Source organism: Variovorax sp. PAMC28562 (assembly GCF_014303735.1).
Classification (GTDB): domain Bacteria; phylum Pseudomonadota; class Gammaproteobacteria; order Burkholderiales; family Burkholderiaceae_C; genus Variovorax.
The window spans coordinates 857,715-882,959 of record NZ_CP060296.1; the positions used below are offsets into that span (position 1 = coordinate 857,715).

Here is a 25,245-nt window from a genome sequence, read left to right on the forward strand (position 1 = left end):
TCGCTGCCCCGACACCTTGCCAGGACGCCGCCTTGACCGCATTCGCTTCACCCCCCCTGCCCGCCACCGCACAACCCGTGACGGCGGCCATGCTCGAACAGTTTTCCGACGCGTGGAACCGTCACGACCTGCCGGTCCTGATGTCTTTCATGCACGCCGATTGCGTGTTCGAAACCGCCGCCGGCAGCGAAGCCTGGGGCGCGCGTCATCAGGGTCACGCAGCAGTCGCGGCGGCCTTCGAGTCGGCCTGGAAGAACTTCCCCGACGCGCAATGGCGCAACGGCAAACACGTCGTCATGGGCGACCGCGGCATGTCGGAGTGGACCTTTACCGGCACCGCCGCGGACGGCGCGCGCAGCGAGTCGGGCGGCGTCGATGTGTTTACGTTCAAGGACGGCAAGATCCTCGTCAAGAACGTGTTCCGCAAGGCCCGTCCCATGCTGCCCGCCTTGTCATGAGCATCGCAACGCCAAAGGAAATCTTCGCGCCCTACGACCCGGCGTACGACCCGCTGGTGTCCGACGGCCCCGGCCACAACCGCGACTACGCTCCGACCTATTGGGCCGCCACCGCAGGCCCGGCACCCGATGACGACGGCCCGGTGTCCGGCGACATCGATGCCGATGTGGTCATCATCGGCTCGGGCTTTACCGGGCTGGCGACCGCGCTGTTCCTCGCCAAGGAGCACGGCATCAAGGCAGTGGTGCTCGAAGCCAATCGCGTGGCCTGGGGCTGCACCAGCCGCAACGGCGGCCAGGGCCAGAACGCGAGCGGTCGCCTGTACCGCTCGCAGTGGATCGAGCGCTGGGGACTGGAGACGGCACGCCGGCTCGACGCCGAGATCCGCTACGGCTTCGAGACCTTCAAGGACCTCGTGGCCGATGCCGATTGCGAGCCGCAACCCGGCGGACATCTCTACATCGCGCACCGCGACAAGAAGATGGCGTTTTTGAAGAACGAGGCGCGCGTCATGCGCGACAAGTTCGGCTACGACACGCGCTTGCTGACCGCCAGCGAAGTGCGCGCCGAGTATTGCAACGATCACGAAGCGCACGGCGCCATGCATGAAGCCGAAGGCATCTGCGTGCACCCGCTCAAGCTGGCCTACAGCTACATGAAGCGCGCGCGCGCCGTCGGCGGCAAAGTGCATCCGTCGAGCCCGGTCATCGGCTGGCAAACCATCAAGGGCGTGCATCACCTGAAGACGCCGGGCGGCACGGTGCGCGCGCGCGCGGTCGGTATCGCGACCGGCGCGTACACCGCGCCCGGCCTGCACCCGACGCTCACCAACCGCTACTTCCCAGTGCTGTCGAACTCGCTGGTGACGCGTCCGCTGACGCCGTCGGAGCTGGCCGAGACCAACTTCCTCACGCGCGAAGCCATCACCGACACGCGCACGCTGCGCTTCTATTACCGGCTGCTGCCCGACAACCGCGTGCAGATCGGCAGCCGCAGCGCCATCACCGGTGCCGATGCCAGCGCGCCCGAACATTACGCGTTGCTGATCGACGGGCTGGCCCGCAAGTTCCCGCCGCTCAAGGGCATCCAGATCGACTATTCGTGGTGGGGCTGGGTCGACGTGGCGCACGACATGATGCCGCGCGTGGTGCAGCCCGACCCCAAGCAAAGCGTGTTCTACGCACTGGGCTACGGCGGCAACGGCGTGTCGTTCTCGGCGCATGCCGGTCGCCGCATGGCACAGCGCATGGCGGGCGAGCCCGACCCGGTGTTCGACCTGCCGATCTACGACAGCCCGCTGCAGTTTCCGGCGCAGGGCGAGTGGGCGGCGCGCTTCCGGCGCTTTGGGCAAAGCATGTTGTACCGCTGGTACTACCTGCACGACGAAGTGCTCTAGCCGACCGACCCGCCCGGCCGCTGGCCCCAACGATTCACTGCCACTGGCTCCATCGTGCCCCTTACGATGGAACGCAACTTGCGCAGCCGCTTTCAGACTTCAGAGGAACTGTCATGACCCCCCGAAACTTCACCCGCCGCGTGCTCCTGTCTGCCGCTTCGCTCGCTATGACTTTCAGCGCGCTGTCGCTGGCGCAGGCCCAGGACATCAAGAAGGGCGGCACGCTCGTGATTGGCACCACGCAGGCGCCACGCCACCTCAACGGCGCCGTGCAGTCGGGCCTGGCGACCGCGTTGCCATCGACCCAGCTCTTCGCCAGCCCGCTGCGCTTCGACGACAAGTGGAATCCGCAGCCGTACCTGGCGGAGTCGTGGAAGCTCGCCGACGACGGCAAATCGCTCACGCTGCACTTGCGCCACGACGCGGTGTTCCACGACGGCAAGCCGATCACCTCCGAAGACGTGGCCTTCTCGATCATGGCGATCAAGGCGAACCATCCCTTCACCACCATGATGGCGCCGGTCGAAAGGGTCGAAACGCCCGACCCCTACACCGCCATCATCCGCATGAGCACGCCGCACCCGGCCATCATCCTCGCCATGTCGCCAGCGCTGTGCCCGATCCTGCCCAAGCACATCTACGGCGACGGCAAGGACCTGAAGACCAACGCGCGCAATTCGGAGAACGTGGTCGGTTCGGGCCCGTTCAAGCTGGTCGAATTCAAGGCCGGCCAGCGCATCGTGATGGAGAAGTTCGACAAGTTCTTCCTGCCCGGCAAGCCGTATCTCGACAAGCTGATCTTCACCATCAGCACCGACGAGCAGAGCCTGCTGCTGGGTCTCGAGCGTGGCGACATCCAGATGCTGCCCTACGCGGCCGGCTCGGTGAACCTGCGCCGCCTCAAGGTCAACCCCAACATCAATCTGACCGACAAGGGCTACGAAGGAATCGGCTCGATCAACTGGTTGGCCTTCAACCTCGAACGCAAGCCGCTGTCGGACGTGCAGGTGCGCAAGGCCATCGCCACCGCCATCGACAAGAACTTCATCACCAAGGCGTTGATGGGCGGCTTCGCGATGCCGGTCGACGGCCCCATCGTGCCGAGCAGCCCGTTCGCCGTGACCGACCTGGTCAAGTATCCGTTCGACCTTAAAAAAGCCAACGAGATGCTCGACGCGGCCGGCTACAAGCCAGGCGTCGACGGCTCGCGCTTCAAGCTGACCATCGACTACATCCCCGGTGGCGACGAGCAGCAGAAGAACGTGGCGGAGTACCTGCGCTCGCAGTTGAAGAAGGTCGGCATCGCCGTCGACGTGCGGGCTTCGGCCGACTTCCCGACCTGGGCCAAGCGCATCGCTTCGCACGACTTCGACATGACGATGGACACGGTCTTCAACTGGGGCGACCCGGTCATCGGCGTCGCCCGTACCTACTTGTCCACCAACATCAAGCCGATCATCTGGACCAACACCCAGTCGTACAACAACCCGAAGGTCGACGAGTTGCTGAATCAGGCCGGCCAGTTGCTGGACCCGGTCAAGCGCCGCGCCTATTACGCGACCTTCGAAAAGATCGTGACCGACGACGTGCCGATCGTCTTCATCAACGGCGCGCCCTATCAAACGGCCACGACCAAGAAGGTGGGCAACGTGCCGGTGACGATCTGGGGCCCGGCCTCTCCGCTCGACGAGGTCTACCTGAAGTAAATCCGCAAGCGGGATCAGTCGCTCCACATGAACGTGCTTCGCTTCATCGCCGGCCGCCTGCTGCAGGCCTTCTTGCTCATCGCCGCCGTGGTGGTGCTCAACTTCGCGCTGGTGCATGCCGCGCCCGGCGACCCGGTCGAAACCATCGCCGGCGCCAGCGGCGGCATGACCGAGGAGCTGAAGGCCGAGCTGCGGCAAAGCTACGGGCTGGACCAGCCGCTGGCCGTACAGCTCGGCGTGTACCTGGGGCGAGTGGCACGGCTCGACCTGGGCTACTCGTACTACTTCAACCTGCCGGTGTCCGGCCTGATCGCCGAGCGTGTTCCAGCCACCTTGCTGCTGGTGCTGTGCTCGGTGCTCTGGGCCTTCCTGGCCGGCACCGCGCTGGGCGTGCTGTCGGCGCGCAAGCCGAACGGCTGGCTGTCTCAGACCATCACCGTGCTGTCGATGGTCGGCTTCGCGGCACCGGTGTTCTGGAGCGGAATGATGCTGGTGATCCTGTTCGCTTCGGTGTTCCCGATCTTCCCGGTTTCCGACATGCGCGCAGTCGATTCGAGCGGCGGTGGCGGCTGGCGCGACGTGATCGACGTGGCGCACCACCTGGTGCTGCCCTCCATCACGCTCGGCCTCGTGTACCTCGCGCAATACAGCCGGCTGGCGCGCGCCAGCATGCTCGAGGTGCTGAGCTCCGACTTCATCCGCACCGCGCGTGCCAAGGGCCTGGCCGAGCGCGTGGTGCTCTACAAGCACGCACTGCGCAACGCGGTGCTGCCGGTCATCACCGTGCTCGGGCTGCAGTTCGGCAACGTGATGGCGGGCGCCATTCTGGTCGAGACGGTGTTCAACTGGCCGGGCCTCCGTCGGCTCGCTTTCGAGGCCGTGCTGCGACGCGACTACCCGACCGTGCTCGGCGTACTGCTGTTCGCATCGGTCGTCGTGCTCGTGATGAACCAGCTCACCGACCTGGCCTATCGCCTGGTCGATCCGCGCATCAAGGCACGCTGACGAAGCCACCGACATGTCCGCCATCCTTCCTCCCGCCATGCCATTGCCCGTCAAGGCGCCGTCGCCCTTCACCGAGGCGCTGCGCATGTTCCTGCGCAATCCATCGGCGATCGTCGGTCTCGTGCTGCTGCTGGCCATCGTGCTGCTCTCGGTGTTCGGCCCGATGCTGTACGTGGCCGACCCGTTCGAAATTCGCGCGGCGCCGCTCACGCCACCGTTCGACCCTGACGCCTGGTTCGGCACCGACTACCTCGGCCGCGACGTCATGACATCGTTGCTCTACGGCGGCCGGGCCACGTTGCTGGTGGGAGCCATCGCGGCGCTGCTGTCGGTCGTTATCGGCACCGCCATCGGCGCCTTCGCCGGCTACTACGGCGGCCGCATCGACGGCGTGCTTATGCGCATCACCGAGTTCTTCCAGGTGCTGCCCGCACTGCTGTTCGCGATGGTGGTGGTGACCTTGTTCGCGCCATCGCTGCTCACCGTCACGCTGTCGATCGGCCTGGTGAGCTGGCCCGGCACGGCACGCCTGGCACGCGGTGAATTCATGCGCTATCGCGACCTCGAATTCGTGCGGGCCGAGCGCTCCATCGGCGCCGGTAACGCACGCATCATCTGGAAGGTCATCCTGCCCAACGCCTTCGCGCCGCTGATCGTATCGGCCACGCTGGCCATCGGCGCGGCGATCCTGTTCGAGGCCGGTCTCTCGTTCCTCGGCCTGGGCGACCCGAACCAGATGAGCTGGGGAATGATGATCGGATCGAGCCGGCAGTACGTGCTGTCGTGCTGGTGGGCGGTGGCGTTTCCGGGTGCGGCCATCTTCGTGACGGTGCTGGCGGTGAGCCTGATCGGCGACGGGCTCAACGACGCGCTCAACCCCAAGCTACGGGAGCGCTGAGATGACCGCCACCACGCCTTTGCTTCAGGTGCAGAACCTGCAGGTCGAATTCAAGACGCGACGCGGCCAGGCGCTGGTGCTGAACGGCGTCGACTTCGAATTGAATGCCGGCGAAACGCTCTGCATCGTCGGCGAATCCGGTTGCGGCAAGAGCATGACGGCACTCGCGTTGCTCGGCCTCATTCCGATGCCGCCGGGCCAGGTGAAAGAAGGCCGCATCCTGTTCCAGGGCGAAGACCTTTTGCAGGCTGGTGAAGACCGCCTGCGGCAAGTTCGCGGCAACCGCATCTCGATGATTTTCCAGGAGCCGATGACCTCGCTGAACCCGGTGTTCAGCGTCGGCGACCAGATCGGCGAATCGCTGCGGCTGCACCGCGGACTTGCCGCGAAGCAGGCCCGCGAGCGCGCCATCGACATGCTGCGTCAGGTCGGCATTCCGGCCCCCGAGCGCCGCATCGACGAGTACCCGCATCAACTCTCCGGCGGCATGCGGCAGCGCGTGATGATCGCCATCGCGCTGGCCTGCCAGCCCGACATCCTGATTGCGGACGAGCCGACCACCGCACTCGACGTGACGGTGCAGGCGCAGATCTTCGACCTGCTGCGCGAACTGCAACGCGACAAGGGCACCGCCATCATCCTCATCACGCACGACATGGGCGCCGTGTCCGAAATGGCCGACCGTGTGATCGTGATGTACGCCGGCCGCGTGATCGAGCAGGGCACCACCGCCGAGGTCATCGGCGACCCGCAGCATCCCTACACGCAAGGCCTGATCGCGTGCCTGCCCGAACTCGGCAGCAGCCAGCACGAAGGCCGCCCGGAGCTGGTTGAGATCAACGGCGTAGTGCCGTCGATCTGGGAGCTGGGCCGCGGTTGCGCATTCCGCGAGCGCTGCCCGCAGGCGCACGCGCGCTGCCTGGAAATGCCGCCGCTGCTGGCCGCCACGGACCGTGCGACGGCGAATGCATCGACCATGCCGCACGCGGCCGCCTGCTGGCTGCTCGACGAAGCGCCCGTCACCATGGAGACGATCGCCGCATGAACGCGCCCGACAAAACCGGGGCGCCGGTGCTGCTGTCCGTGACCGATCTCAAGGTGCACTTTCCGCGGCCGTCCGGCCTGTTCAGGGCGCCCGAAGTCGTGAAGGCAGTGGATGGCGTGTCGTTCGACGTGCGGCGCGGCACCACACTCGCCATCGTCGGCGAGTCGGGCTCTGGCAAGACGACGACCGCGCTGGCGGTGATGCGGCTGGCCCCGATCACCAGTGGCAGCGTGCGGTTGGGCAGCACCGACCTCAGCCTGCTCGGAGACGACGCGATGCGCGAAGCGAGGCGCCGGTTGCAGATCATTTTTCAGGACCCGTACTCGTCGCTCAACCCGCGCCAGCGCGTCGGCGATGCGGTGCGCGCGCCGCTCGACTTGATGAAGATCGGGACGAAAGAAGACCGTACGAAACGCGTCGACGAACTCTTCACTGCCGTCGGCCTGCGGCCCGAGCAGAAGAACCTGTTCCCGCACCAGTTCTCCGGCGGCCAGCGCCAGCGCATCAATATTGCGCGGGCACTCGCCACCAACCCCGAACTGGTGGTGTGCGACGAGCCGGTGTCGGCGCTCGACATCGCGATCCGCGCGCAGATCCTCAACCTGCTGGTGAAGCTGCAGCGCGACCTCGGATTGACCTACCTCTTTATCTCGCACGACATGGCGGTGGTCGAGCACATCTGCGACGAGATCGCGGTGATGTACCTGGGGCAGATCGTCGAACGGGCGCCGCGCAAGGCCTTCTTCGGGCGGCCGCTGCACCCGTACAGCGTGGCGCTGATGTCGGCCGTGCCCGACGTCAAGGGCGGCCGCGCGCGTGCGGCGCAACGCATCAAGCTGACAGGCGATCCACCGAGCCCGATCTCGCCGCCGCCGGGTTGCCGCTTCGCCGGGCGTTGCCCGGTGGCCGAGCCGGAGTGCAGCGCGGCGCTGCCACCACTGGTGCAGGTCGAGCCCGACCACTGGGTGCGCTGCCGTCGCGTCGAAGTGGTGGATGGCCGCGCCGTGGCCCCACTGGCTTTGCCGACACTGAGCTTGCCTGCATCGATACCGTCGCCGGTGCCGGTCGCCCTGGCGCTCGCTGCCTGACCGCCGGTCGGTGTCTATTTTTTAATCGCATTCAATGACCGACATCACCGTTTTCCAGGCGCGCAAGATCATCACCATGAACCCGATGCAGCCCGAGGCCACGCACGTCGCGGTGCGCGACGGCCGGGTGCTGGCGGTCGGCGACCTGGCACGCATGCAGGCTTGGGGCGAGTTCACGCTCGACGCGCGTTTTGCCGATGACGTGCTGATGCCCGGCCTGGTCGAAGGCCACTCGCACTTGATGGCCGGCGGTCTCTGGAAATTCCCGTTCGTCGGTTTTCATGCGCGAACCGCGCCGGACGGAAAGATCTGGAGCGGCTGCATCGACTTCGACGCGGTGATCGAGCGCCTGTGCACCATCGAAGCCGCCATGACCGACCCGGCCGCACCGCTGCTGGCCTGGGGCTTCGATCCGATCTTCTTCGGCATCGAGCGCATGACGGTGCATCACCTCGACCGCGTCTCGACCACGCGCGCCGTCGTCATCCTGCACGCCAGCCAGCACCTGATGAACGTCAACACGGCGGCGCTGGTGCAGGCCGAAATCACGCGCGACACCGAAATCGAAGGCATCGCGCGCTTCGACAGCGGCGAGCACATCGGCGAGGCGACGGGCGAACTGCAGGAGTTCGCGGCGATGTTCCCCATCACGCGGCTGACCGGCAACATCTTTCGGGTGGCGGGTGAGACCGAAGACAGCCTGCGCATGTTCGGCCAGATGGCGCAGCATGCCGGCGTGACGACCGCGACCGACCTGGTCAACGACCTCTCCGACTTCAATCACGAGTCGCTCGCCAAGGTGACGTCGGAGCCGGACTTTCCGGTGCGGCTGGTGCCGGCCTACCTGAGCATGGTCGAGGCGGTGAGCATCGATGCGGGCATCGTGCGCATCCGCGAACGCCAGGCCATGAACAACGACAAGCTGCACTACGGCTTGGTCAAGATCGTGGTCGACGGATCGATCCAGGGTTTCACCGCGCGCGTGCGCTGGCCGGGCTATTTCAACGGCGCGCCGAACGGCATCTGGATCCTGCCGCCGACGCAGTTGAAAGCGGCCATCGCGCAGTTCCACGCGGCCGGCTTCCAGTTGCACATCCACACCAACGGCGACGAAGCGACCGAGCTCGCCATCGACGCCATCGAGGCCGCGCTGCAGACGCATCCACGCGCCGACCATCGCCACACGCTGCAGCATTGCCAGATGGCCGACGCCGCTCAGTTCATGCGGATGGCGCGGCTGGGCATCTGCGTGAACCTGTTCGCCAACCACCTCTACTACTGGGGCGATGCGCACCACGAACTGACGATGGGCCCGGACCGCGCGATGCGCATGGACGCCTGCGGTACCGCGCTCGCAGCCGGTGTGCCGCTGGCCATTCATTCCGACGCGCCGATCACGCCGCTCGGCCCGCTCTTCACCGCGTGGTGCGCCGTCAATCGGCTGACATCGAGCGGCAAGAAGCTCGGAGATGCCGAATGCATTTCCGTCGCCGATGCGCTCTACGCGATCACGATGGGAGCCGCCTTCACGCTGTCGATGGACCACTTGATCGGCTCCATCGATATCGGCAAGTACGCCGACTTCTGCGTGCTGGGCGACGACCCAACCGCCGTGCCGCCCGAGGCGCTGAAGGATGTGCCGGTGCTCGGCACCGTGATCGGTGGGCGCGTGCTGGCCTTGCCGAAGATCGAATCCTCCAAGGCCGCATGAGCAACGAAACGACTCGCACCCAGGCCGGCCGCATTCCGCTCACCGTCATCGGCGGCTTTCTGGGCAGTGGCAAGACCACGCTGCTCAACCATCTGCTCAAGCACAACGACGGTCGCCGGCTCGCCGTGCTGGTCAACGACTTCGGCGCCATCAATGTCGACGCCGCGCTGGTCGTCTCGCGTGGCGCCGACACCATCAGCCTGCAGAACGGCTGCGTGTGCTGCCAGATCGGCGGCGACCTGACCGACGCACTGATCCGCGTCATCGGCAGCACACCGCCACCCGATGCCATCGTCATCGAAGCGAGCGGCGTGTCAGACCCCTGGCGCATCGCGCAGGTCGGGCTGTCGGACCCCGCACTGGCGCTCGACGGCGTGATCGTCATGGTGGATGCGACGTCGGTGCTCGCGCAGGCCGACGACCCGTTGCTTGGCGACACGGTGTTGCGCCAGCTGCGCGCCGCAGACCTCCTCGTGCTGAACAAATGCGACCGTGCCGACGAACTCGCCATGCAGCGCCTGCACGACTGGCTCGATGCCAACGCGCCCGACATCCCGCACTTCGAGACCCACTTCGCGCAAGTGCCGCTCGCCCTGCTCGGCGCACCGGGCTGGCCGCGGGACATGGAGGCGCCTGCGCAGGACGATGCCGGCCTGGCGCTGCACGGCGATCTCTTCGCGAGCTGGTCGAATTCGGCCGACGTCACCTACCACGCGGCCGCACTGCGCGAACTGCTGCGCGCCATGCCCGAGGGCGTGCTCCGGCTCAAAGGGGTGATCAGGACCGACCTGCACGGCTGGGCCGTGCTGCAATTTTCGGGTCGGCACGGATCGCTCCGGGCCTGGCCACCAAGACACCCGTTGCCGATCGACGGCGCGGCCAGCGCCATCGTGGCCATCGGGCTGCGCGACCGACTCCCCACAGCAGCGCTCGCTCTCGCCTTGCACAAGGCAGTGAAGGCGCGGACCGAAGACGCGCCCACTGCAGCGTCGCCTCTCCCTGAAAGCACCGACTGAACACCACCGCTACCGCACCCGCCCCGCTGATGGGCCGCGACCTGCTCGCTGCGCTCGGCGTGGTTGTCATCTGGGGCCTCAACTTCGTAGCGATGAAATATTCGTTGCGCGACTTCACCCCATTCCAGCTCGGCACCTTGCGCTACGTGTTCGCGGTGCTCCCGCTGATGCTCTTCGTCAAACGGCCGACGCTCTCGTGGCGCTGGCTGGTGCCCGCCGGGCTCGCGCAGTTCGGCCAGTTCGGCCTGCTGTTCGTGGCCTTGCAGATCGGCATGACGGCGGCGCTGGCGTCGGTGCTGATGCAGACGCAAGTGTTCTTCACGACCCTGCTCGGCGTCGTGCTGCTGCACGAGCGCCTGAGTGGCCCGCTGCGGGCCGGCCTGGCGTTGGCGGCGATCGGGCTCGGGTGCTTCGCGGCCAATTTCGTCGGCGGCGGCGCGACGGGTGGCATCACGCTGGCGAGCCTGGTGCTCAACCTCTTTGCTGCTGCGATGTGGGCGGCCTCCAACATCGTCGCGCGCCGGGCACAGCGCGCCAGTCCGGGCTACGACCCGCTGCAGTTCGTCGTGTGGATGTCGCTGGTACCGATCCTGCCGTTTGCCGTGATGGCATGGCTGTTCGATCCGCCTGCGTTGCGCTGGCAATGGACGCACGCAAGCCTGGGCGCATGGGCCGGTGTCGCGTACCTGGGCTGGTTCGCGACCGTGGTGGCCTATGCGCTGTGGACCTCGCTGCTCAAGCGGCATCCGGCCAATCGCGTCGCGCCCTTCAGCCTCGGCGTGCCGATCATCGGACTCGCAGCCGGCATGCTCACGCTCGGCGAACGGGTGTCGGCATGGCAGTGGGCCGGCAGCGGCTGCGTGGTGGCGGCGCTGGCGGTCGTGATGTTCGGGGGGCGCATGGCGGCGCGCTGGTTTGGGAGCGCCATTCCGTCCAGGGGTTGAAGCGACCTGGCACCAATCCTGCAAGCGCATTGACAGTAGATTGTTTATGGTTAAAGTATTTACCTATAAACGGTTTTTTCCAATCCATCTTGTCGGAGCGTTCATGTCCCTGTTCACCGTGACCCCGTGACTCCGACTACGCAGTGACCGGCATCCTCCTCCTCGAACAGCTGCTGAACGGCCTCGGCTACGGCCTGATGCTGTTCCTCCTCGCAGCCGGGCTCACGCTGGTGTTCGGCATCATGGACGTGCTGAACCTGGCGCACGGCTCGCTCTTCATGGCTGGCGCCTACGTGGCCGCCGAGGCGCACACGCGCACCGGCTCGTTCGCAGCGGCGATCGTCATCGCGGTGCTGGTCACCGTCATCGTCGCGCTGTTGCTCGAAGTGCTGTTGATGCGTCGCCTCTACCAGCGCGACCATCTGGCGCAGGTGCTCGCGACCTTCGGCGTGATCCTGGTGGCCGACGACATCGTCACGATGATCTGGGGCCCGTCGCCGGTGATGGCGCCGACACCCGCTGCGCTGTCGGGGCCCATCGAAATCATTGCGGGGCTGCCCTATCCGTCTTACCGCCTCGTCATCCTGGCCGGCGGCATGCTCGTCGCGCTGGCGCTGTGGCTGCTGGTCAACCACACGCGCATCGGCATGCGGGTGCGCGCGGGCGCATCCGACCGGCCGATGGCCGAGCTGATGGGCGTGCGCGTCGGCCGTATCTTCAACGGCATCTTCCTGCTCGGTGCCGCACTGGCCGCACTGGCCGGTGCGCTGATGGGGCCGATCGTCGCGGTGCAGGTCGGCATGGGCGAGCAGATTTTGATTCCAGCGCTGGTCGTGCTGGTGATCGGCGGCATCGGCTCCGTGCGTGGCGCGTTCGTCGCGGCGCTGCTGGTCGGTCTGGTCGACACCATCGGCCGGGCGTTCGTGCCGATGTTGCTGCGCGCCACCTTGCCGCCCTCTACCGCGGCCGACCTCGGCCCGCTGTTCGCCGAAGTGGCGATGTACGCGCTGATGGTGATCGTGTTGATCTTCCGGCCCTCGGGCCTGTTCTCGGCCAGAGCATGAAGCAGCGCGACGCCACTTCCACCGTCGTCCTCGCGATCGTATTCGTGCTGCTGGCGGCGTTTCCGCTGGTCGCGCCATTGCTCGGGCTGGAGTTCTACATCGGCTTCGTGCGGCGCGTGCTGGTCGTCGCGCTGGCCGCCGCGAGCCTGAATTTCATCCTCGGCTTCGGCGGCATGGTGGCGCTCGGTCATGCCGGCTTCATTGGCATCGGCGCATACACGGTCGTGGCGCTGAGCGATGTGGGCGTGATGTCGGCGTGGCTTCTGTGGCCGGCCGCTGCGCTGGTCGCTGGCGCAGTGGCGGCGCTCGTCGGCACCGTCGCGCTGCGCACGCGCGGCGTGTACTTCATCATGACCACGCTGGCCTTCGCGCAGATGCTGTACTTCGTCGTCGTCTCGCTGCGCCGCTATGGCGGTGACGACGGCTACACGCTGCCGGCGCGGCCGACCCTGTTGCCGGGCCTCGACCTGGCCGACGACTCGACCTTCTATTGGGTCGTGCTGGTGCTGGTCTCGCTCACGCTGCTGTGGCTGCACCGCGCCACGCGCTCACGCTTCGGCTATGCGCTGATGGGCATCAGAGACAACGAGACGCGCATGCGTGCGCTGGGTTATCCGGTGTTCCGGCTGCAGCTCGTCGCCTTCGCCATCGCGGGTGCCATCGCTGGCCTTGCCGGTGCGCTGCTGGCTGGCGGCAACGGCTTCGTCAGCCCGGCGACCATGCACTGGACGCAGTCGGCCACGCTGTTGGTGATGGTCGTCATCGGCGGGCTCGGGCGCAGCTGGGGCGGGCCGGTGGGTGCGGTCGTGTGGCTGCTGCTCGAGGAAGTGTTGAAGCAGTCCACGGACCATTGGCATCTGCCGCTGGGGTTGCTGTTGATCGCGGTGGCACTGTGGGCGCCCAAGGGGTTGGCGGCGTTGTACAGGCGCAGAAACTCCCTTACCCCAACCCTCTCCCCCGAGGGGAGAGGGGGTAGTCGGATATGAGTCTTTTCAGGATCGAAGGACTGGTCAAGCGCTTCGGCGGGCTGGTCGCGACCGACCATGTCAACCTGACGGTCGAGCGCGGTGAAGTGCATGCGCTGATCGGGCCGAACGGCGCCGGCAAGACCACGCTGGTCAACCTCATCACCGGCCTGTTGAAGTCCGATGGCGGGCGCATCCTGCTCGACGAAAAAGACATCACCCGGCTCACCGACCATCAGCGCGTGTCGGCCGGCATGTCGCGCTGCTTCCAGGTGACACGGGTGTTCGCCAAAGAGACGGTGCACGACAACTTGATGCTCGCAGCGCAGGCGCACGCCGGCAGCAGCCTGCGCTTCATGGCGCCACGTGCCAACGAAACCGCGCTGACGCAACGCGCCATCGCGCTGGCCGATCGCGTGGGGCTCGGTGCCGAGCGCGACCGCATCGCCGGCACCTTGCCGCACGGCGCGCAACGCGCGCTCGACGTGGCACTGGCGCTCGCCGCCGACCCCAAGCTGCTGCTGCTCGACGAGCCGATGGCCGGCATGGGTCCGGACGAATCCGCGCGCATGGTCAAGCTCATCGACTCGCTGCGCGCCGACATGGCGATCCTGCTGATCGAGCACGACATGGACGCCGTGTTCCGCCTGGCCGACCGGCTCACGGTGCTGGTGCAGGGCAAGGTGCTGATGACCGGCACGGCCGAAGAAGTGCGCGGTCATCCGGACGTGCAGGCGGTCTATCTCGGCACCGAAGCGGAAGGCCATTCATGAACGCCTCCCTTTCTGGCGCGACCCTCCTTGAAGGCAGCGCCATCGAAGCCGGCTACGGCGCGAGCCAGGTGCTGTTCGGCATCGATGTGACCGTGCGCGCCGGCGAGGTGCTGGCGCTGTTGGGCCGCAACGGCATGGGCAAGAGCACGCTGCTCAAGGTGCTCACCGGCACGCTCGCACCGATGCGCGGCAGCGTGCGTTTCGACGGCGCCGAGATCGGCGGCACACGGCCCGACGCCATCGCGCGGCGTGGCATCGCGATCGTGCCGGAAGGGCGGCACGTGTTCCCCAACCTGAGCGTCGACGAGCACCTGCGCGCCTTCGCGCGGCCGCGTGCGACCGCATCGGGCCAGCAGGCGGGCGCGCCCCGCTGGACCATCGAGGCGCTCTACGGACTATTCCCTCGCCTGGCCGAACGCAAGGGCAACGCCGGCAACCAGTTGTCGGGCGGCGAGCAGCAGATGCTGGCCATCGCGCGGGCGCTGTCGACCCATCCGCGGTTGTTGATCCTCGACGAAGCGACCGAAGGGCTGGCGCCCGTCATCCGCGAGGAGATCTGGCGCTGCCTGGCGACGCTCAAGGCAGAAGGCGAGGCGATCCTCGTCGTCGACAAATACGTGCAGCGCCTGCTGCCGCTGGCCGACCGGCACATCATCCTGGAGCGCGGGCGCGCAGTGTGGCGGGGCGATTCGGCAGCGCTCGATGCCGATCGTTCGCTGTGGGCGCGCTACCTGGGCGTGTAACGTCCGCCTCATGCCCCGCATCGCACTCATCCACGCACTCACCCATTCGGTCGCCCCGATCAACGACGCTTTCGTGCGCGACTGGCCCGAAGCGATCCGCATGAATCTGATGGACGACAGTCTCTCGGCCGACCTCGCGCGCAGTGCAAGCAGGCTGGACGATGCGATGCACCGGCGCTTCATGGCGCTCGGTGACTACGCCGTGTCGAGCGGCGCCGACGGCATCCTGTTCACCTGCTCGGCGTTCGGGCCCTGCATCGAAGCGGTCGCGGCACGGCATCCGGGCATCCCCGTTTTGAAACCGAACGAGGCGATGGTCGCCAAAGCCCGGGCCGGCATCGGCAAGCTTGGGCTGATCGCCACCTTCGCCGCGACGCTGGTGTCGATGCCGCCCGAGTTCGGCCCCGATATCGCGCTCGATACGGCGCTGGCCGAAGGCGCACTCGATGCGCTCGACGCCGGTGACGGAGCCCGCCACGACGCGCTCATCGCCGAGCAGGCGGCATGGCTGCGCGACAAGGGCTGCACCCGCATCGCGCTGGCGCAGTTCAGCATGGCACGTGCCCGCGCGGCCTGCGAAGACGCGTCGGGCCTCCCGGTGCTCACGACGGTCGACAGCGCCGTCGCCGCGCTGCGTGCGCGACTCTCCAACGCCCACTGAGAAGCCAAGCGCCGCCCGGTTCTGACGTACAGCGGGGCGTATAAGCGTGGGTACAGACCCCATGCGCCGACTGCGTTTTCTCACCGACCGCCACCGCTCGCCCGCCAGCAACAGGGCGCTCGGGTTGCTGCTCGCCTTCAACGCCGGCGCCATCAACGCAGGCGGCTTCCTGGTGCTGCACATGTACACCTCGCACATGACCGGCTTCGCGTCGCAGTTGGCCGACGGGCTGGTGCTCGGCAACACCGAGTTGTTTCTCAACGCGCTCGGCGCCGTGCTGGCATTCATGAGCGGCGCCGCCGTCTGCGCCATCCTGGTGAACTGGGGCCGGCAGCACCGGCTGCACAGCGTCTATGCGCTGCCGTTGCTGCTCGAAGCCGCGCTGCTGTTCCCCTTCGGACTGATGGGCGCCATCACACTGACCTGGTCGACCCCTTTCGCGGTGCCGCTCACCGTGCTGCTGCTGGCTTTCATGATGGGCTTGCAGAACGCGGTGGCTTCCAAGACATCGGGCGGCAGCATCCGCACCACGCACATGACCGGCAACATCACCGACCTGGGCATGGAGCTGGGCAAGATGCTGTACTGGAACCGGCGCAGCCACCATGCCGCTTCTGCCGTGCACTACGACCGGCCCCGCATGGTCACGGCGGGTGGACTGATCGGTATGTTCGTGCTGGGTGGAACGGTCGGCGCATTGGGCTTCAAGTACGTCGGCTTCGTCTGCGTGGTTCCGCTGGCGGTGATGCTGCTGGCGTTGTCGATGCCGCCGCTCATTCGCGATGTGCCGCGGTCGCCGGTGCTGTCACGCTTGCTGGGGCGTGTGGGCCGGCGTCCGCCGGTGCGCACGACACGCAAGCCGCACACCGATTCCGATTCCCGCGGGCCCTGAGCCTTGTGGCCACCTTTTGAGGCGGCCGTTTCAAGCCGCTGTTTCAAGCCGCTGTTTCAACCCGCGACTGGCACCCTTCCGGCTTCAAGACAGGTCAGCCGACCGGTGTGCCGGCATCGACCACGCGCAACATGCCTTCTTGCGCGACTGACGCCACCAGCCGGCCGTCGCGCGAAAAGATCTCGCCGCGGCACAGGCCGCGGGCCCCGCCGCCGCTCGGCGAATCGATGGCGTAGAGCAACCAGTCGTCGAGCCGGAAATCGCGATGGAACCACATCGCATGGTCGAGGCTGGCCGGGCGAAGGCGACCCTGCATGAAGCTCAGGCCGTGCGGCAGAAGCGCGGCGCGCAGCAGGCCATGGTCGGACGCATAGGCCAGCAACGCGCAGTGCAGGGCCGGGTCGTCGGGCAGCTCTGTGAGGGCACGCATCCAGACCAGCGCTTCGGCCGGTCGCAGCTCGGGCGTCAGCAGGTCCGGTGGATCGACGGTACGGAACTCGATCGGCCGCTCCAGCAAGAACTTGTCGTTCATGCCGGCCGGTGCGCGGTTGCCGAGGGCGCGCCGCAGCTCGGCATCGCTCACCAGCGTTTCAGGGGCCGGTGCTTCAGGCATCGTCAGTTGGTGCGAAAAGGCGCCGGGCTCGACGGTCTGGAACGACGCCATCATGGTGAAGATGGTGCGGCCCTTCTGCTGCGCGACGACCCGCCGGGTGGTGAAGCTGCGCCCGTCGCGCACGCGGTCGACCAGATAGTCGATCGATTCGTTTTTGTCGCCCGGCAGCAGAAAGTACGCGTGCAGCGAGTGCACCGGTCGATCGGCGCCGACGGTGCGGCAGGCCGCCATCAGCGACTGGCCGAGCACCTGGCCACCGAAGACACGCGGCGTGCCGATGTCTTCGCTCTGGCCGATGAAGCGGTCGGCATCGATCTGCTCGAGCCGCAGCAGCGTGACGAGGTCGGCGACCAGGCGGGCGGGGTCGGTCGGGGGAGCGAGGGCGGAGGCGGAGTCAGGAGCGGGGTCGGGGACGGTCATCGGTGCTGCAGGTAAAAAGCCAGCGCCGATATTAAGGCGTCAGTTCCTCGACGACTGCGGCGGTCGCAGAGTGGAAGCGGCCCGACCGGCAGCGGCGGCATCGGCGTCCGTCAGTGTCCCGAGGAAGGCCACGACGTCGCGAATCTCGGCCTCGGTCAATGCCGGCTTCGCACCCGGCCGCTGGCCGAAGGGCGCCTCGACGTTGACGTTGTGGTGGTACTTCGAGGGCAGGTCGTCGTAGGGCTGAACCTTGCCGTCGGCACCGTGGCCGTACCAGCGCGCGGGTGCCGTATCGCGCTGTGCATAGAAGCGCACCGCTTCTTCGAGCGAGTGGAAGACGCCGTTGTGGAAGAACGCCTGTTTGACCGCCACGTTGCGCAGCGTGGGCGTGCGGAACAGGCCGCAGTATTCCGGCCGGTCGGCCAGGTCGGTGCGCACCGGGCCGCACAGGCCGAGGTCGTGAAACGCGGGGTCGGCATTGGCGGCCAGTGCGCGATTGCGCGGCACGCCGATGGCGATCATTCCAAAGTCGGTGAACAGCGGAAAGGCACCGTCGGGCATGCGCTCGCTCAGGTGGCAGGCCGCGCAGTTGCCTTTGTCGGCTGCGTTGAACAGCTTCAGCCCACGCGACTCCGCGGCATCGAGCTTTTGCTGGCCGCGCAGCACGGCGTCGTACTTGCTGGTGAACGGATAGAAATCGGTCGGCGATTCCTGGAAGACCTCGAGCGCCAGGCCGGCCGCCTTGAAGGCCGCAGCAGGATCCTTGAATACGTCCTCGCCGAATGCCTGCCGCATGTCGTTCGCGTAGCCGGCCGTCTCCAGCTTGCCGGCGACGAGCGCCACCGACGCGTTGCCCATCTCCGCGGACGAGAGCAGCGGCAGCCCTGCCTGTTCATGTGCAGAGCCGGCGCGGCCATCCCACATGTGGCCGCCGGTCGGGCCGGCGTCGATGCTGTCGTCGCCGTCGTTGTCGTGGTGGTGCTCTGAAAACGCGGTCAGCGTTTGCAGGTAGCGCAACGACGGCGCGGCGCGCGGGCCAGGCGTGCGGCCATCGACACCGCCGAGCTGCACCGACAAGGCGTTCGATGGCCCGTAGGCATGTGCGGGATCGTGGCAGCTCGCGCAGGATTGCATGCCAGATGCCGACATCGAGGTGTCGAAGAAGATTCGCCGTCCGATCGCGCTCAACTGCGCGGCGCTGGGCTGCGGCTTGCCGGGTGTGGGTGCGTAGGTGGCGCCGACGTAGGCCGGTGCGGCAGGCGAGGCCGCTGCATCCGGCCCAGCCGCTGCCGTGCGTGCGCCTGGCCGGCCGTCGCATGCCGACAGGGCCACGACCCCGAGCAGCAGCCAGCCGGAGCGGCGAAGAAAGTTGAAGACGCTGAAGAAGGCGAAGCGAAACGTCACGGTGGAGATCGGGCGAAAAGCCTCGGTTGGCGGCGACTGTGCTGCCGCAGCGTGTCAGCGCGATGACACGCCACTGCCACGCGGTTGTCACGGAGCCGCACGACCATCGATGCGCCCGGCGTCAGTCGGGACCATTCCAACACCAAGAGTACCCAGATGACCGCCCAACCCTTGTCTCCCTCTTCGCGCGATTCCGCGCCCAGAACATCCCGCCGAAACGGCCAGCCGCTGGCACTCGCCTTGTGGCCGACCGCCATCGTCGCGTCGGCCGTGGTGATGGCCTGCGGCGGCGGCGGAAGCAGTAACGGCTTCAGCGGCCTCGTGCCGACCACGACCGGCAGCACTTCCCCCGCAGCACCCGCGACGACGAGCGGCGTGGTCACCGGCAGCTACTTTCGCAACGCGAAGGTATGCATCGACAGCAACAACAACGGTCGCTGCGATGCGTCGGAAACCAGCACCACGACGGACGCCAACGGCGCCTTCACGCTCACCGGCAAGGGCGCTGTGGTGGCCGAGATCGGCACGTCGAGCAAGCGCTACGACCCGGTCACGAGCATTGAATCGGCGGTGACCCAGCCGCTGGTGTTCCGCGCACCTGCCGAAGCCAACGGCGTCGTCAGCTCCATCAGCACCGAAATGGTCGCACTCATGGACGCCAATGGCGGCGACCTTGCTGCGGCGCGCACCGCCTTCGCCAAGCGCCTCGGCGTTTCGGAAACGCAATTGCTGGCCGACCACAACAAGATCACCGACGTCGCCATCCGCGGCGTGCTGCAGACCGAGATCGACCAGAGCATCGAGCGCATTGCCGAAGCCGTGGCCGAGGCTGGCACCGCAGGCGACCTGACCGGCGCCCTGCGCAACCGTTTCGCGCTCGACCAGATCAACAACGTGGTCGTGATCTACGCGGAAAACCGCGGCTTCGACAATCTCTACGGCCTGTACCCCGGCGCTAACGGCGTGCCCGGCGTGAACCCGACATCGACCCCGGCTTCGAGCGCGGTCGCGCCGCAAAAAGACTTCGACGGTTCGACCCTGCCCGTGCTGCCCCCAGTGTGGGGTGGCGTGACTGCCGCTGGCCAGACCACCACCATCACGCAGGCGCAAACGGCCGGCATGCCCAACAAGATGTTCCGCATCGACGACGCGGCCGGCTTCTTCAACACCGGCACCGTCATTGGCCAATCGACCATCACGCGCGACCTGGTGCACCGCTTCTATAACAACCAGATGCAGATCGACGGCGGCAAGAACGACAAGTTCGCGGCCTACTCCGACGCGGGCGGCCTGAGCATGGGTTACTTCGACGGCAGCAAGATGCAGCTGTGGAATCTCGCGCAGCAATACACGCTGGCGGACAACTTCTTCATGGGCGCTTTCGGCGGTTCGTTCCTGAACCACCAGTACCTCGTGTGCGCCTGCGCACCGATCTACCCGAACGCCGATGCCGACACATCGCCGGCAAAGGCTTCGATCTCTGCCATCGACACCGATGCCGACGGCAACTTCGTCAAGCTCACCGCTGCAGTCACGTCGCCGGCTTCGGTGCTGAACGGCGCGCCGATCTACAAGAACGACAGCACGCTCACGCCCAAGGACGCGAGCGGCACCTTCTACGCCGTCAACACGATGCAGCCGCCCTACCAGCCGAGCAACAACGCGCCGGCCGCGAGCGACAGCGCCAAGCTGTATGCAGACACCACCAAGGCCAACACGCTGCCGCCGCAAACGCAGACCACCATCGGCGATGTGCTCACGGCCAAGGGCTTGAGCTGGGCCTGGTACGGCGGCGCCTGGAACAGCACCAGCGCCACCGCGAAGAGCGACCGCGTGTTCCCGGCCGCCGTGCCGCCAGCTGCGCAAGCGCCCAACTTCCAGTTCCACCACCAGCCTTTCAACTACTACGCTGCCTTCGACCCGGCCACGCATGCCGACGCACGCGCCGCGCATCTGAAGGACTTCGATGCCGACTTCCTTACGCAAGCGGCAGCCGGTACGTTGCCCGCGGTCGCCTTCTATAAACCGCAAGGCAACCTGAATCAGCACAACGGCTACGCCAACATCACCGACGGTGACGCACACATCGCCGACCTGGTCGCCAAGCTGAAGGCCAGCCCGCAGTGGAAGAACATGCTGATCGTCATCACGTACGACGAGAACGGTGGCTTCTACGACCACGCCGCCGTGCCCAAGGCCGACCGCTTCGGTCCCGGCACGCGCATCCCGGCGATCATCATTTCGCCGTTCTCCAAGAAGGGCTTCGTCGACAAGACGCAGTACGACACCGCATCGACGCTGCGCTTCATGACGCACCGCTGGTCGCTGCCGCCGCTCGCCGGCCTGGTGGTGCGCGACAACGCGCTGATGAAGAACGGCGCCAAGCCGATGGGCGACCTGACCGGTGCACTCGACTTCGGCGGTAAATCATGAAGCGCCCCGCCATGAAAAACATTGCCCGCTGCACCGGCATCGCGCTCGCTGGTTCGCTGATGATCGCCGCGTGCGGCGGTGGTGGCAGCGGATCGAACGGGTTTCTTCCGATCGCCGCTGCACCCGCGCCCGCACCGGCGCCCACTCCCGCGCCTGCGCCTGCTCCGGCACCCGTGCCGAGCGCGCTGCTGACGCTCGATGGGAAGGCCCCGTTGATCATCGGCCACCGCGGCTTGCCCGGGCTCTTTCCGGAGGAAACGCAGGCCGCCTACGAGGCCGCCGCCGACGCAGGCGCCGACTCACTGGAGACCGACCTGCACCTCACGAAGGATTGCGTGTTGGTGGCCCGGCACAACCCCTGGCTCAGCGACAACACCAACGTCACTGCCGTGGCTGCGACCAACACCACGGTCGCTGCGCGCAAGCGGACAGTGCCGGGCGTGCTGGTCGACGTGACCTATCCACCCATCCCCGCCAACGGCCCGGCAAAGTACCTGAGCGATCTGACCAATCCCAACGATCCCAAGTCGGTACTGAAATCGCTCGTGGTCGACGGCGAGGACCACACCGGCGACTGGTCGATCACCGACTTCACGATGGCCGAGCTCAAGCAGTGGATCGCCGGCACGACCTACGATGCCCGCGCCCAGCGACCGACCGATCTCAACGGCAAGCTGCCGATCCTGAGCTTCCAGGAAATCATCGACATCGCAAAGGCGAAGAGCGCGAGCACCGGTCGCACGATCAGCGTGTATCCGGAAAGCAAGAACCCGATCTGGAACAACGCACAAGCCATCGCGAACGGTTGCGGTCCTGTCGGCAGCCATCCGCTGGAAGACGCGATGCTGAAGATTCTTAACTTCAACGACCTGAATCGAAAGGATGCACCGGTCTTCGTGCAGAGCTTCGATCCGGCCAGCCTGAAGTACCTGCGATCGGCCGGGTTGAAGAGCAAGGCAGTGCAGTTGGTGGACGGCAACGACATCAACTACAAGACCGGCGAGATGGGCTACGTCACCACCGACGAATACACCTTCGTCGATGGTCGCCCCTACAGCTGGACGCTCGCCGGCGACCCACGATTTTTCGGCAGCATGCTGACACCCGCGGGCCTCGCGGAGGTGAAGACCTACGCCGACGGCATCGGGCCGTGGAAACCGCAGGTCATGTCGCTGACAGTGGTGCCGTTCAAAGACCCGCCGTATGCCGGCTCGCTGGCCGACGTCAACACGGTCAAGCCGACAAGCCTGATCGCCGATGCGCACAAGGCCGGCTTGTTCGTACACACCTACACCTTCCGAAACGAGCCGCAGTACCTGGCGGGTTTCTACAAGGGTGACCCGATGGCGGAGTACCTGGTGTTTTTCAGGGCAGGCATCGACGGCGTGTTCACCGATTTTTCAAATACCGGCTTCGCAGCGCGCAAAACCTACCTGACCGAGACGGGGCGCTGAATTCGGACCTGATCGGAACTTGAATGGACCCTGACTTCGATGGTTCCGATGGGCCCGATCGCTGGCGAGGCAAGACGCAGACCGAGACGGCCGAGCTGAAGCGTCAGGACGAAGACAGACCCCGGCCGCGGCCGGGGCGTCTGTCGCGCGCTGCGTTGTGGTGCTCGCTGGTGGCAGGCGCCTTGCTGGCACTGCTGGTCGTTTCCTGGTTCTTGCTGCGATAACGGATCGGCCAATTGGATCGGCCAAACGGATCGGCCACATCCGATAGACAGCAAGCAACAAGGCCGACTCCTCGTCGGCGCAGCGGAGTCCCGCGTCAGTTGCCGGCCGTTCCCATCGCCGGATCGCTGACCGAGTGGCGACCCGTTTCGACACGGCCTGCGAAGCGGCGCGACCATGTCGGGTCCGAGTCGCACACAACCTCGAAGTCGTACCACTGGCCGCTGTCGTCGAGCTCCCATCGCTTCTCGGCGTCTTCACCACCCTTGACCTTGACCCGCCAGGTGCGATCGTCGCGGCCCTGCAGATAGGCCTTCGCGGTGACCGTGAACCAGCAGGCGCGCTCCCCATCGTTGCGCACCTTCAGATGAAGATTGCCGCGGCGTACTTCGTAGCCGACGCGTATCTCCGGCTCGGGCGCGCCGCGTGACTTCAGGGTGTTCAGGTCACCCTTGAAGTGGCGATGAAAGCCGTTGGGGCCCAGCACCCAGAGGTCGTACTTTCCGGCGTTGTCGGTCGTTGCAGCCCACTCGTCGTCGAGCCGCTCGTTGCGCTCGACCATGTAGCGGCGCGGCAGTCGATCGAGGTTGAAGCGGTCGTACACGTGGAACACCGCCGCGGCATCGCCCGTGTTGGCGAAGATCAGCTTGACGCGACCGCGCAGTCCGTCGCATCGCGCGCTGACATGCAGCTCGTACGGCAGCGCACGCGACGGGCGCGTGCCGGTCGCCTGCACCGGCAACAGCGGATTCACGGGCGGCGCGATCTGCGCCAACAACTCTTGCGCAGCGCGCAGCGCATCGGCCTGCGCCCGGGTCTTGCGGCCGGCGAGTCGGGGCAGGCGCTCGTCGTTCGGCCGCTCGAAGTTGAAGGCGCTGGTCAGGTCACCGCACACGGCGCGGCGGAACGGACTGATGTTCGGCTCCTTCACACCGAAGCGCTTTTCGATGAAGCGAATGACCGAGGTGTGATCGAACGCCTGGGAGTTGACCCAGCCACCGCGGCTCCAGGGCGAGACCACATACATCGGCACGCGGATGCCGGGCCCGAAGACACGGCCGTCCGGCAGCGGCTGGCTCGTGGTGCCCGGCGACGCGGGATAGTTGAAGCGCTCGAACGCGATCGCCGCGTCGCTCAACGTTGTCTTGCCGGCCGGTGTGCCGTCTGCATTGATCGACGGCGCGGCGGGCGACGGGTAGTGATCGAAGTAGCCGTCGTTCTCGTCGAAGTTGATGAAGAGCACGGTCTTGCTCCAGACATCGGGCACGGCCGTCAATGCATCGAGCGTTTCCTGGATGTACCAGGCGCCCTGCACCGGACTCGACGGGCCGGGGTGCTCGGAGTACGTCGCCGGCGCCACGATCCACGAGACCTGCGGCAGCTTGCCGTTCTTGATGTCTTGCCGAAAGCGCTCGAAGTAACTGTCCGCGTTGCCGTACTCGCCGGGCATGGTGTTGGCGATCCCCTTGTAGAGCGGATTGCCGGCGTCGTCGCTCGCCGGATCGTAGGCCGGAGACAGCGCCTCGTTGCTCACCGGCTTGCCTGAAGCCTCGTTGGCCTTGCGGTATTGCCTGAAGCCGGCGAGTGGGTTGTCGCCGAAGTTGTCCGGCATGTTCTGGTAGACGATCCAGCTCACCTTGGCCTCTTGCAGCCGCTCGGGATACGTCTTCCATTGGTAGCCGAATGCCGAAGAATCGATCGAGTCCCACTCGTTGTTGACCGACGCCACACCGGCCCCCGTCGGGCCGTTGGTGCCGGTCCACAGGAACATGCGATTGGAGTTGGTGCCGGTGTGCATCGAGCAGTGATAACCGTCGCACAACGTAAAGGCATTGGCCAGCGCGAACTGGAACGGCAACTCCGCTTCCTTGAAGTAGCTCATGGCGTTGGCGCCCTTGTACTTCGGCCATTGGTAGGTGCGGCCACCGTCCCACGCGTTTTCACCATCGACCCAGCTGTGCGGCGTGCCACTCACGCGCTGTGCGTTGCCTTTGCTCTGGTCCAGGTAATACGGCAAGACCGGTTGCCCGTTGGCATCGGTTTGCTGCCAGACACTGCGGCCGTCGGGCAACGGAATGGTGAAGCGGTCACCGAAGCCGCGCACACCCCGCAGGGTGCCGAAATACTGATCGAAAGAGCGGTTCTCCTGCATCAGGATGACGATGTGCTCGACGTCCTTGATGGTGCCTGTCGCGTTGTGCGCGGGGATTGCCAGCGCACGTCGAATGCTCGGCGGGAATGCGCTCAGCGTGGCGGCGGCGGCGGTGCCGGTTGCGGCGTCCTTCAAAAATTTTCGGCGTGGATTCATGACCTTCTCCTCGTGTAAGTTCGTC

The 25,245-nt window shown here is 66.5% G+C and carries 22 protein-coding genes; 19 read left to right on the forward strand and 3 right to left on the reverse strand.

The features are described 5' to 3' along the window. Positions 1-89: 89 nt before the first annotated feature. From H7F36_RS04115 to H7F36_RS04190, 16 genes are all read left to right on the forward strand, one after another. Positions 90-458, forward strand: a complete 369-nt coding sequence (locus tag H7F36_RS04115) for a nuclear transport factor 2 family protein (RefSeq protein WP_187054794.1) — start codon at positions 90-92, stop codon at positions 456-458. Next, complete coding sequence (locus H7F36_RS04120; RefSeq protein WP_187053479.1) at positions 455-1,855, forward strand: NAD(P)/FAD-dependent oxidoreductase; 1,401 nt, start codon at positions 455-457, stop codon at positions 1,853-1,855. Before H7F36_RS04115 ends, H7F36_RS04120 begins: the two co-directional genes overlap by 4 nt. A gap of 113 nt (positions 1,856-1,968) precedes the next feature. After that, positions 1,969-3,561 (forward strand): ABC transporter substrate-binding protein, encoded by a 1,593-nt coding sequence (locus tag H7F36_RS04125; RefSeq protein ID WP_187053480.1) that lies wholly within the window; start codon positions 1,969-1,971, stop codon positions 3,559-3,561. Positions 3,562-3,588: 27 nt separating this feature from the next. After that, a complete protein-coding gene (locus H7F36_RS04130) occupies positions 3,589-4,566 on the forward strand; it encodes an ABC transporter permease (RefSeq protein ID WP_187053481.1) in 978 nt (325 codons plus the stop codon). 13 nt (positions 4,567-4,579) lie between these two features. Further along, entirely contained in the window at positions 4,580-5,464 is an 885-nt protein-coding gene (locus tag H7F36_RS04135) for an ABC transporter permease (RefSeq protein ID WP_187053482.1), read from the forward strand. Position 5,465: 1 nt separating this feature from the next. Further along, complete coding sequence (locus H7F36_RS04140; RefSeq protein WP_187053483.1) at positions 5,466-6,509, forward strand: ABC transporter ATP-binding protein; 1,044 nt, start codon at positions 5,466-5,468, stop codon at positions 6,507-6,509. Further along, positions 6,506-7,597, forward strand: coding sequence for an ABC transporter ATP-binding protein (locus tag H7F36_RS04145; protein ID WP_187053484.1), 1,092 nt, complete (start codon positions 6,506-6,508; stop codon positions 7,595-7,597). The genes H7F36_RS04140 and H7F36_RS04145 overlap by 4 nt, the downstream gene beginning before the upstream one ends. A 34-nt stretch (positions 7,598-7,631) precedes the next feature. After that, the gene (locus H7F36_RS04150) at positions 7,632-9,308 is read left to right on the forward strand and encodes an amidohydrolase (RefSeq protein ID WP_187053485.1); all 1,677 of its coding nucleotides are present in this window, start codon (positions 7,632-7,634) and stop codon (positions 9,306-9,308) included. Continuing rightward, complete coding sequence (locus tag H7F36_RS04155; RefSeq protein WP_187053486.1) at positions 9,305-10,324, forward strand: CobW family GTP-binding protein; 1,020 nt, start codon at positions 9,305-9,307, stop codon at positions 10,322-10,324. Before H7F36_RS04150 ends, H7F36_RS04155 begins: the two co-directional genes overlap by 4 nt. 29 nt (positions 10,325-10,353) lie before the next feature. Continuing rightward, positions 10,354-11,268, forward strand: coding sequence for an EamA family transporter (locus H7F36_RS04160; protein ID WP_187053487.1), 915 nt, complete (start codon positions 10,354-10,356; stop codon positions 11,266-11,268). A gap of 143 nt (positions 11,269-11,411) precedes the next feature. Further along, on the forward strand, positions 11,412-12,332 hold the full coding sequence (locus H7F36_RS04165; protein ID WP_187053488.1) for a branched-chain amino acid ABC transporter permease: 921 nt from the start codon (positions 11,412-11,414) through the stop codon (positions 12,330-12,332). Continuing rightward, a complete protein-coding gene (locus tag H7F36_RS04170; protein ID WP_187053489.1) occupies positions 12,329-13,318 on the forward strand; it encodes a branched-chain amino acid ABC transporter permease in 990 nt (329 codons plus the stop codon). Before H7F36_RS04165 ends, H7F36_RS04170 begins: the two co-directional genes overlap by 4 nt. After that, complete coding sequence (locus H7F36_RS04175; protein ID WP_187053490.1) at positions 13,315-14,070, forward strand: ABC transporter ATP-binding protein; 756 nt, start codon at positions 13,315-13,317, stop codon at positions 14,068-14,070. Before H7F36_RS04170 ends, H7F36_RS04175 begins: the two co-directional genes overlap by 4 nt. Next, a complete protein-coding gene (locus H7F36_RS04180; RefSeq protein ID WP_187053491.1) occupies positions 14,067-14,813 on the forward strand; it encodes an ABC transporter ATP-binding protein in 747 nt (248 codons plus the stop codon). Before H7F36_RS04175 ends, H7F36_RS04180 begins: the two co-directional genes overlap by 4 nt. A gap of 10 nt (positions 14,814-14,823) precedes the next feature. After that, positions 14,824-15,474 carry an aspartate/glutamate racemase family protein gene (locus H7F36_RS04185; RefSeq protein WP_187053492.1) on the forward strand — a complete coding sequence of 217 codons (651 nt, stop codon included), beginning with the start codon at positions 14,824-14,826 and terminating at the stop codon, positions 15,472-15,474. A gap of 61 nt (positions 15,475-15,535) precedes the next feature. Beyond that, positions 15,536-16,366, forward strand: a complete 831-nt coding sequence (locus H7F36_RS04190; RefSeq protein ID WP_187053493.1) for a YoaK family protein — start codon at positions 15,536-15,538, stop codon at positions 16,364-16,366. A 94-nt stretch (positions 16,367-16,460) separates the two neighbouring features. On the opposite strand, the gene tesB is transcribed toward H7F36_RS04190, so the two are convergent. Further along, positions 16,461-17,399 carry an acyl-CoA thioesterase II gene (gene tesB / locus H7F36_RS04195; RefSeq protein WP_187053494.1) on the reverse strand — a complete coding sequence of 313 codons (939 nt, stop codon included), beginning with the start codon at positions 17,397-17,399 and terminating at the stop codon, positions 16,461-16,463. Between the two features lie 39 nt (positions 17,400-17,438). Further along, on the reverse strand, positions 17,439-18,803 hold the full coding sequence (locus H7F36_RS04200; RefSeq protein ID WP_410003066.1) for a cytochrome-c peroxidase: 1,365 nt from the start codon (positions 18,801-18,803) through the stop codon (positions 17,439-17,441). Positions 18,804-19,079: 276 nt separating this feature from the next. Here H7F36_RS04200 and acpA point away from each other — a divergent pair, with 276 nt between their 5' ends. Genes acpA through H7F36_RS04215 form a run of 3 tightly spaced genes read left to right on the forward strand, consistent with a single transcriptional unit; the run spans position 19,080 to position 22,914 of the window. Beyond that, on the forward strand, positions 19,080-21,236 hold the full coding sequence (gene acpA / locus H7F36_RS04205) for an acid phosphatase (RefSeq protein WP_261802604.1): 2,157 nt from the start codon (positions 19,080-19,082) through the stop codon (positions 21,234-21,236). A gap of 11 nt (positions 21,237-21,247) precedes the next feature. Continuing rightward, entirely contained in the window at positions 21,248-22,690 is a 1,443-nt protein-coding gene (locus H7F36_RS04210) for a glycerophosphodiester phosphodiesterase family protein (RefSeq protein WP_187053496.1), read from the forward strand. 23 nt (positions 22,691-22,713) lie between these two features. Then, complete coding sequence (locus tag H7F36_RS04215) at positions 22,714-22,914, forward strand: hypothetical protein (RefSeq protein WP_187053497.1); 201 nt, start codon at positions 22,714-22,716, stop codon at positions 22,912-22,914. Between the two features lie 95 nt (positions 22,915-23,009). Here H7F36_RS04215 and H7F36_RS04220 read toward each other — a convergent pair whose 3' ends face one another. Beyond that, positions 23,010-25,220: a phosphocholine-specific phospholipase C gene (locus tag H7F36_RS04220; RefSeq protein ID WP_187053498.1), complete on the reverse strand. Its 2,211-nt coding sequence runs from the start codon at positions 25,218-25,220 to the stop codon at positions 23,010-23,012. Positions 25,221-25,245: the final 25 nt, after the last annotated feature.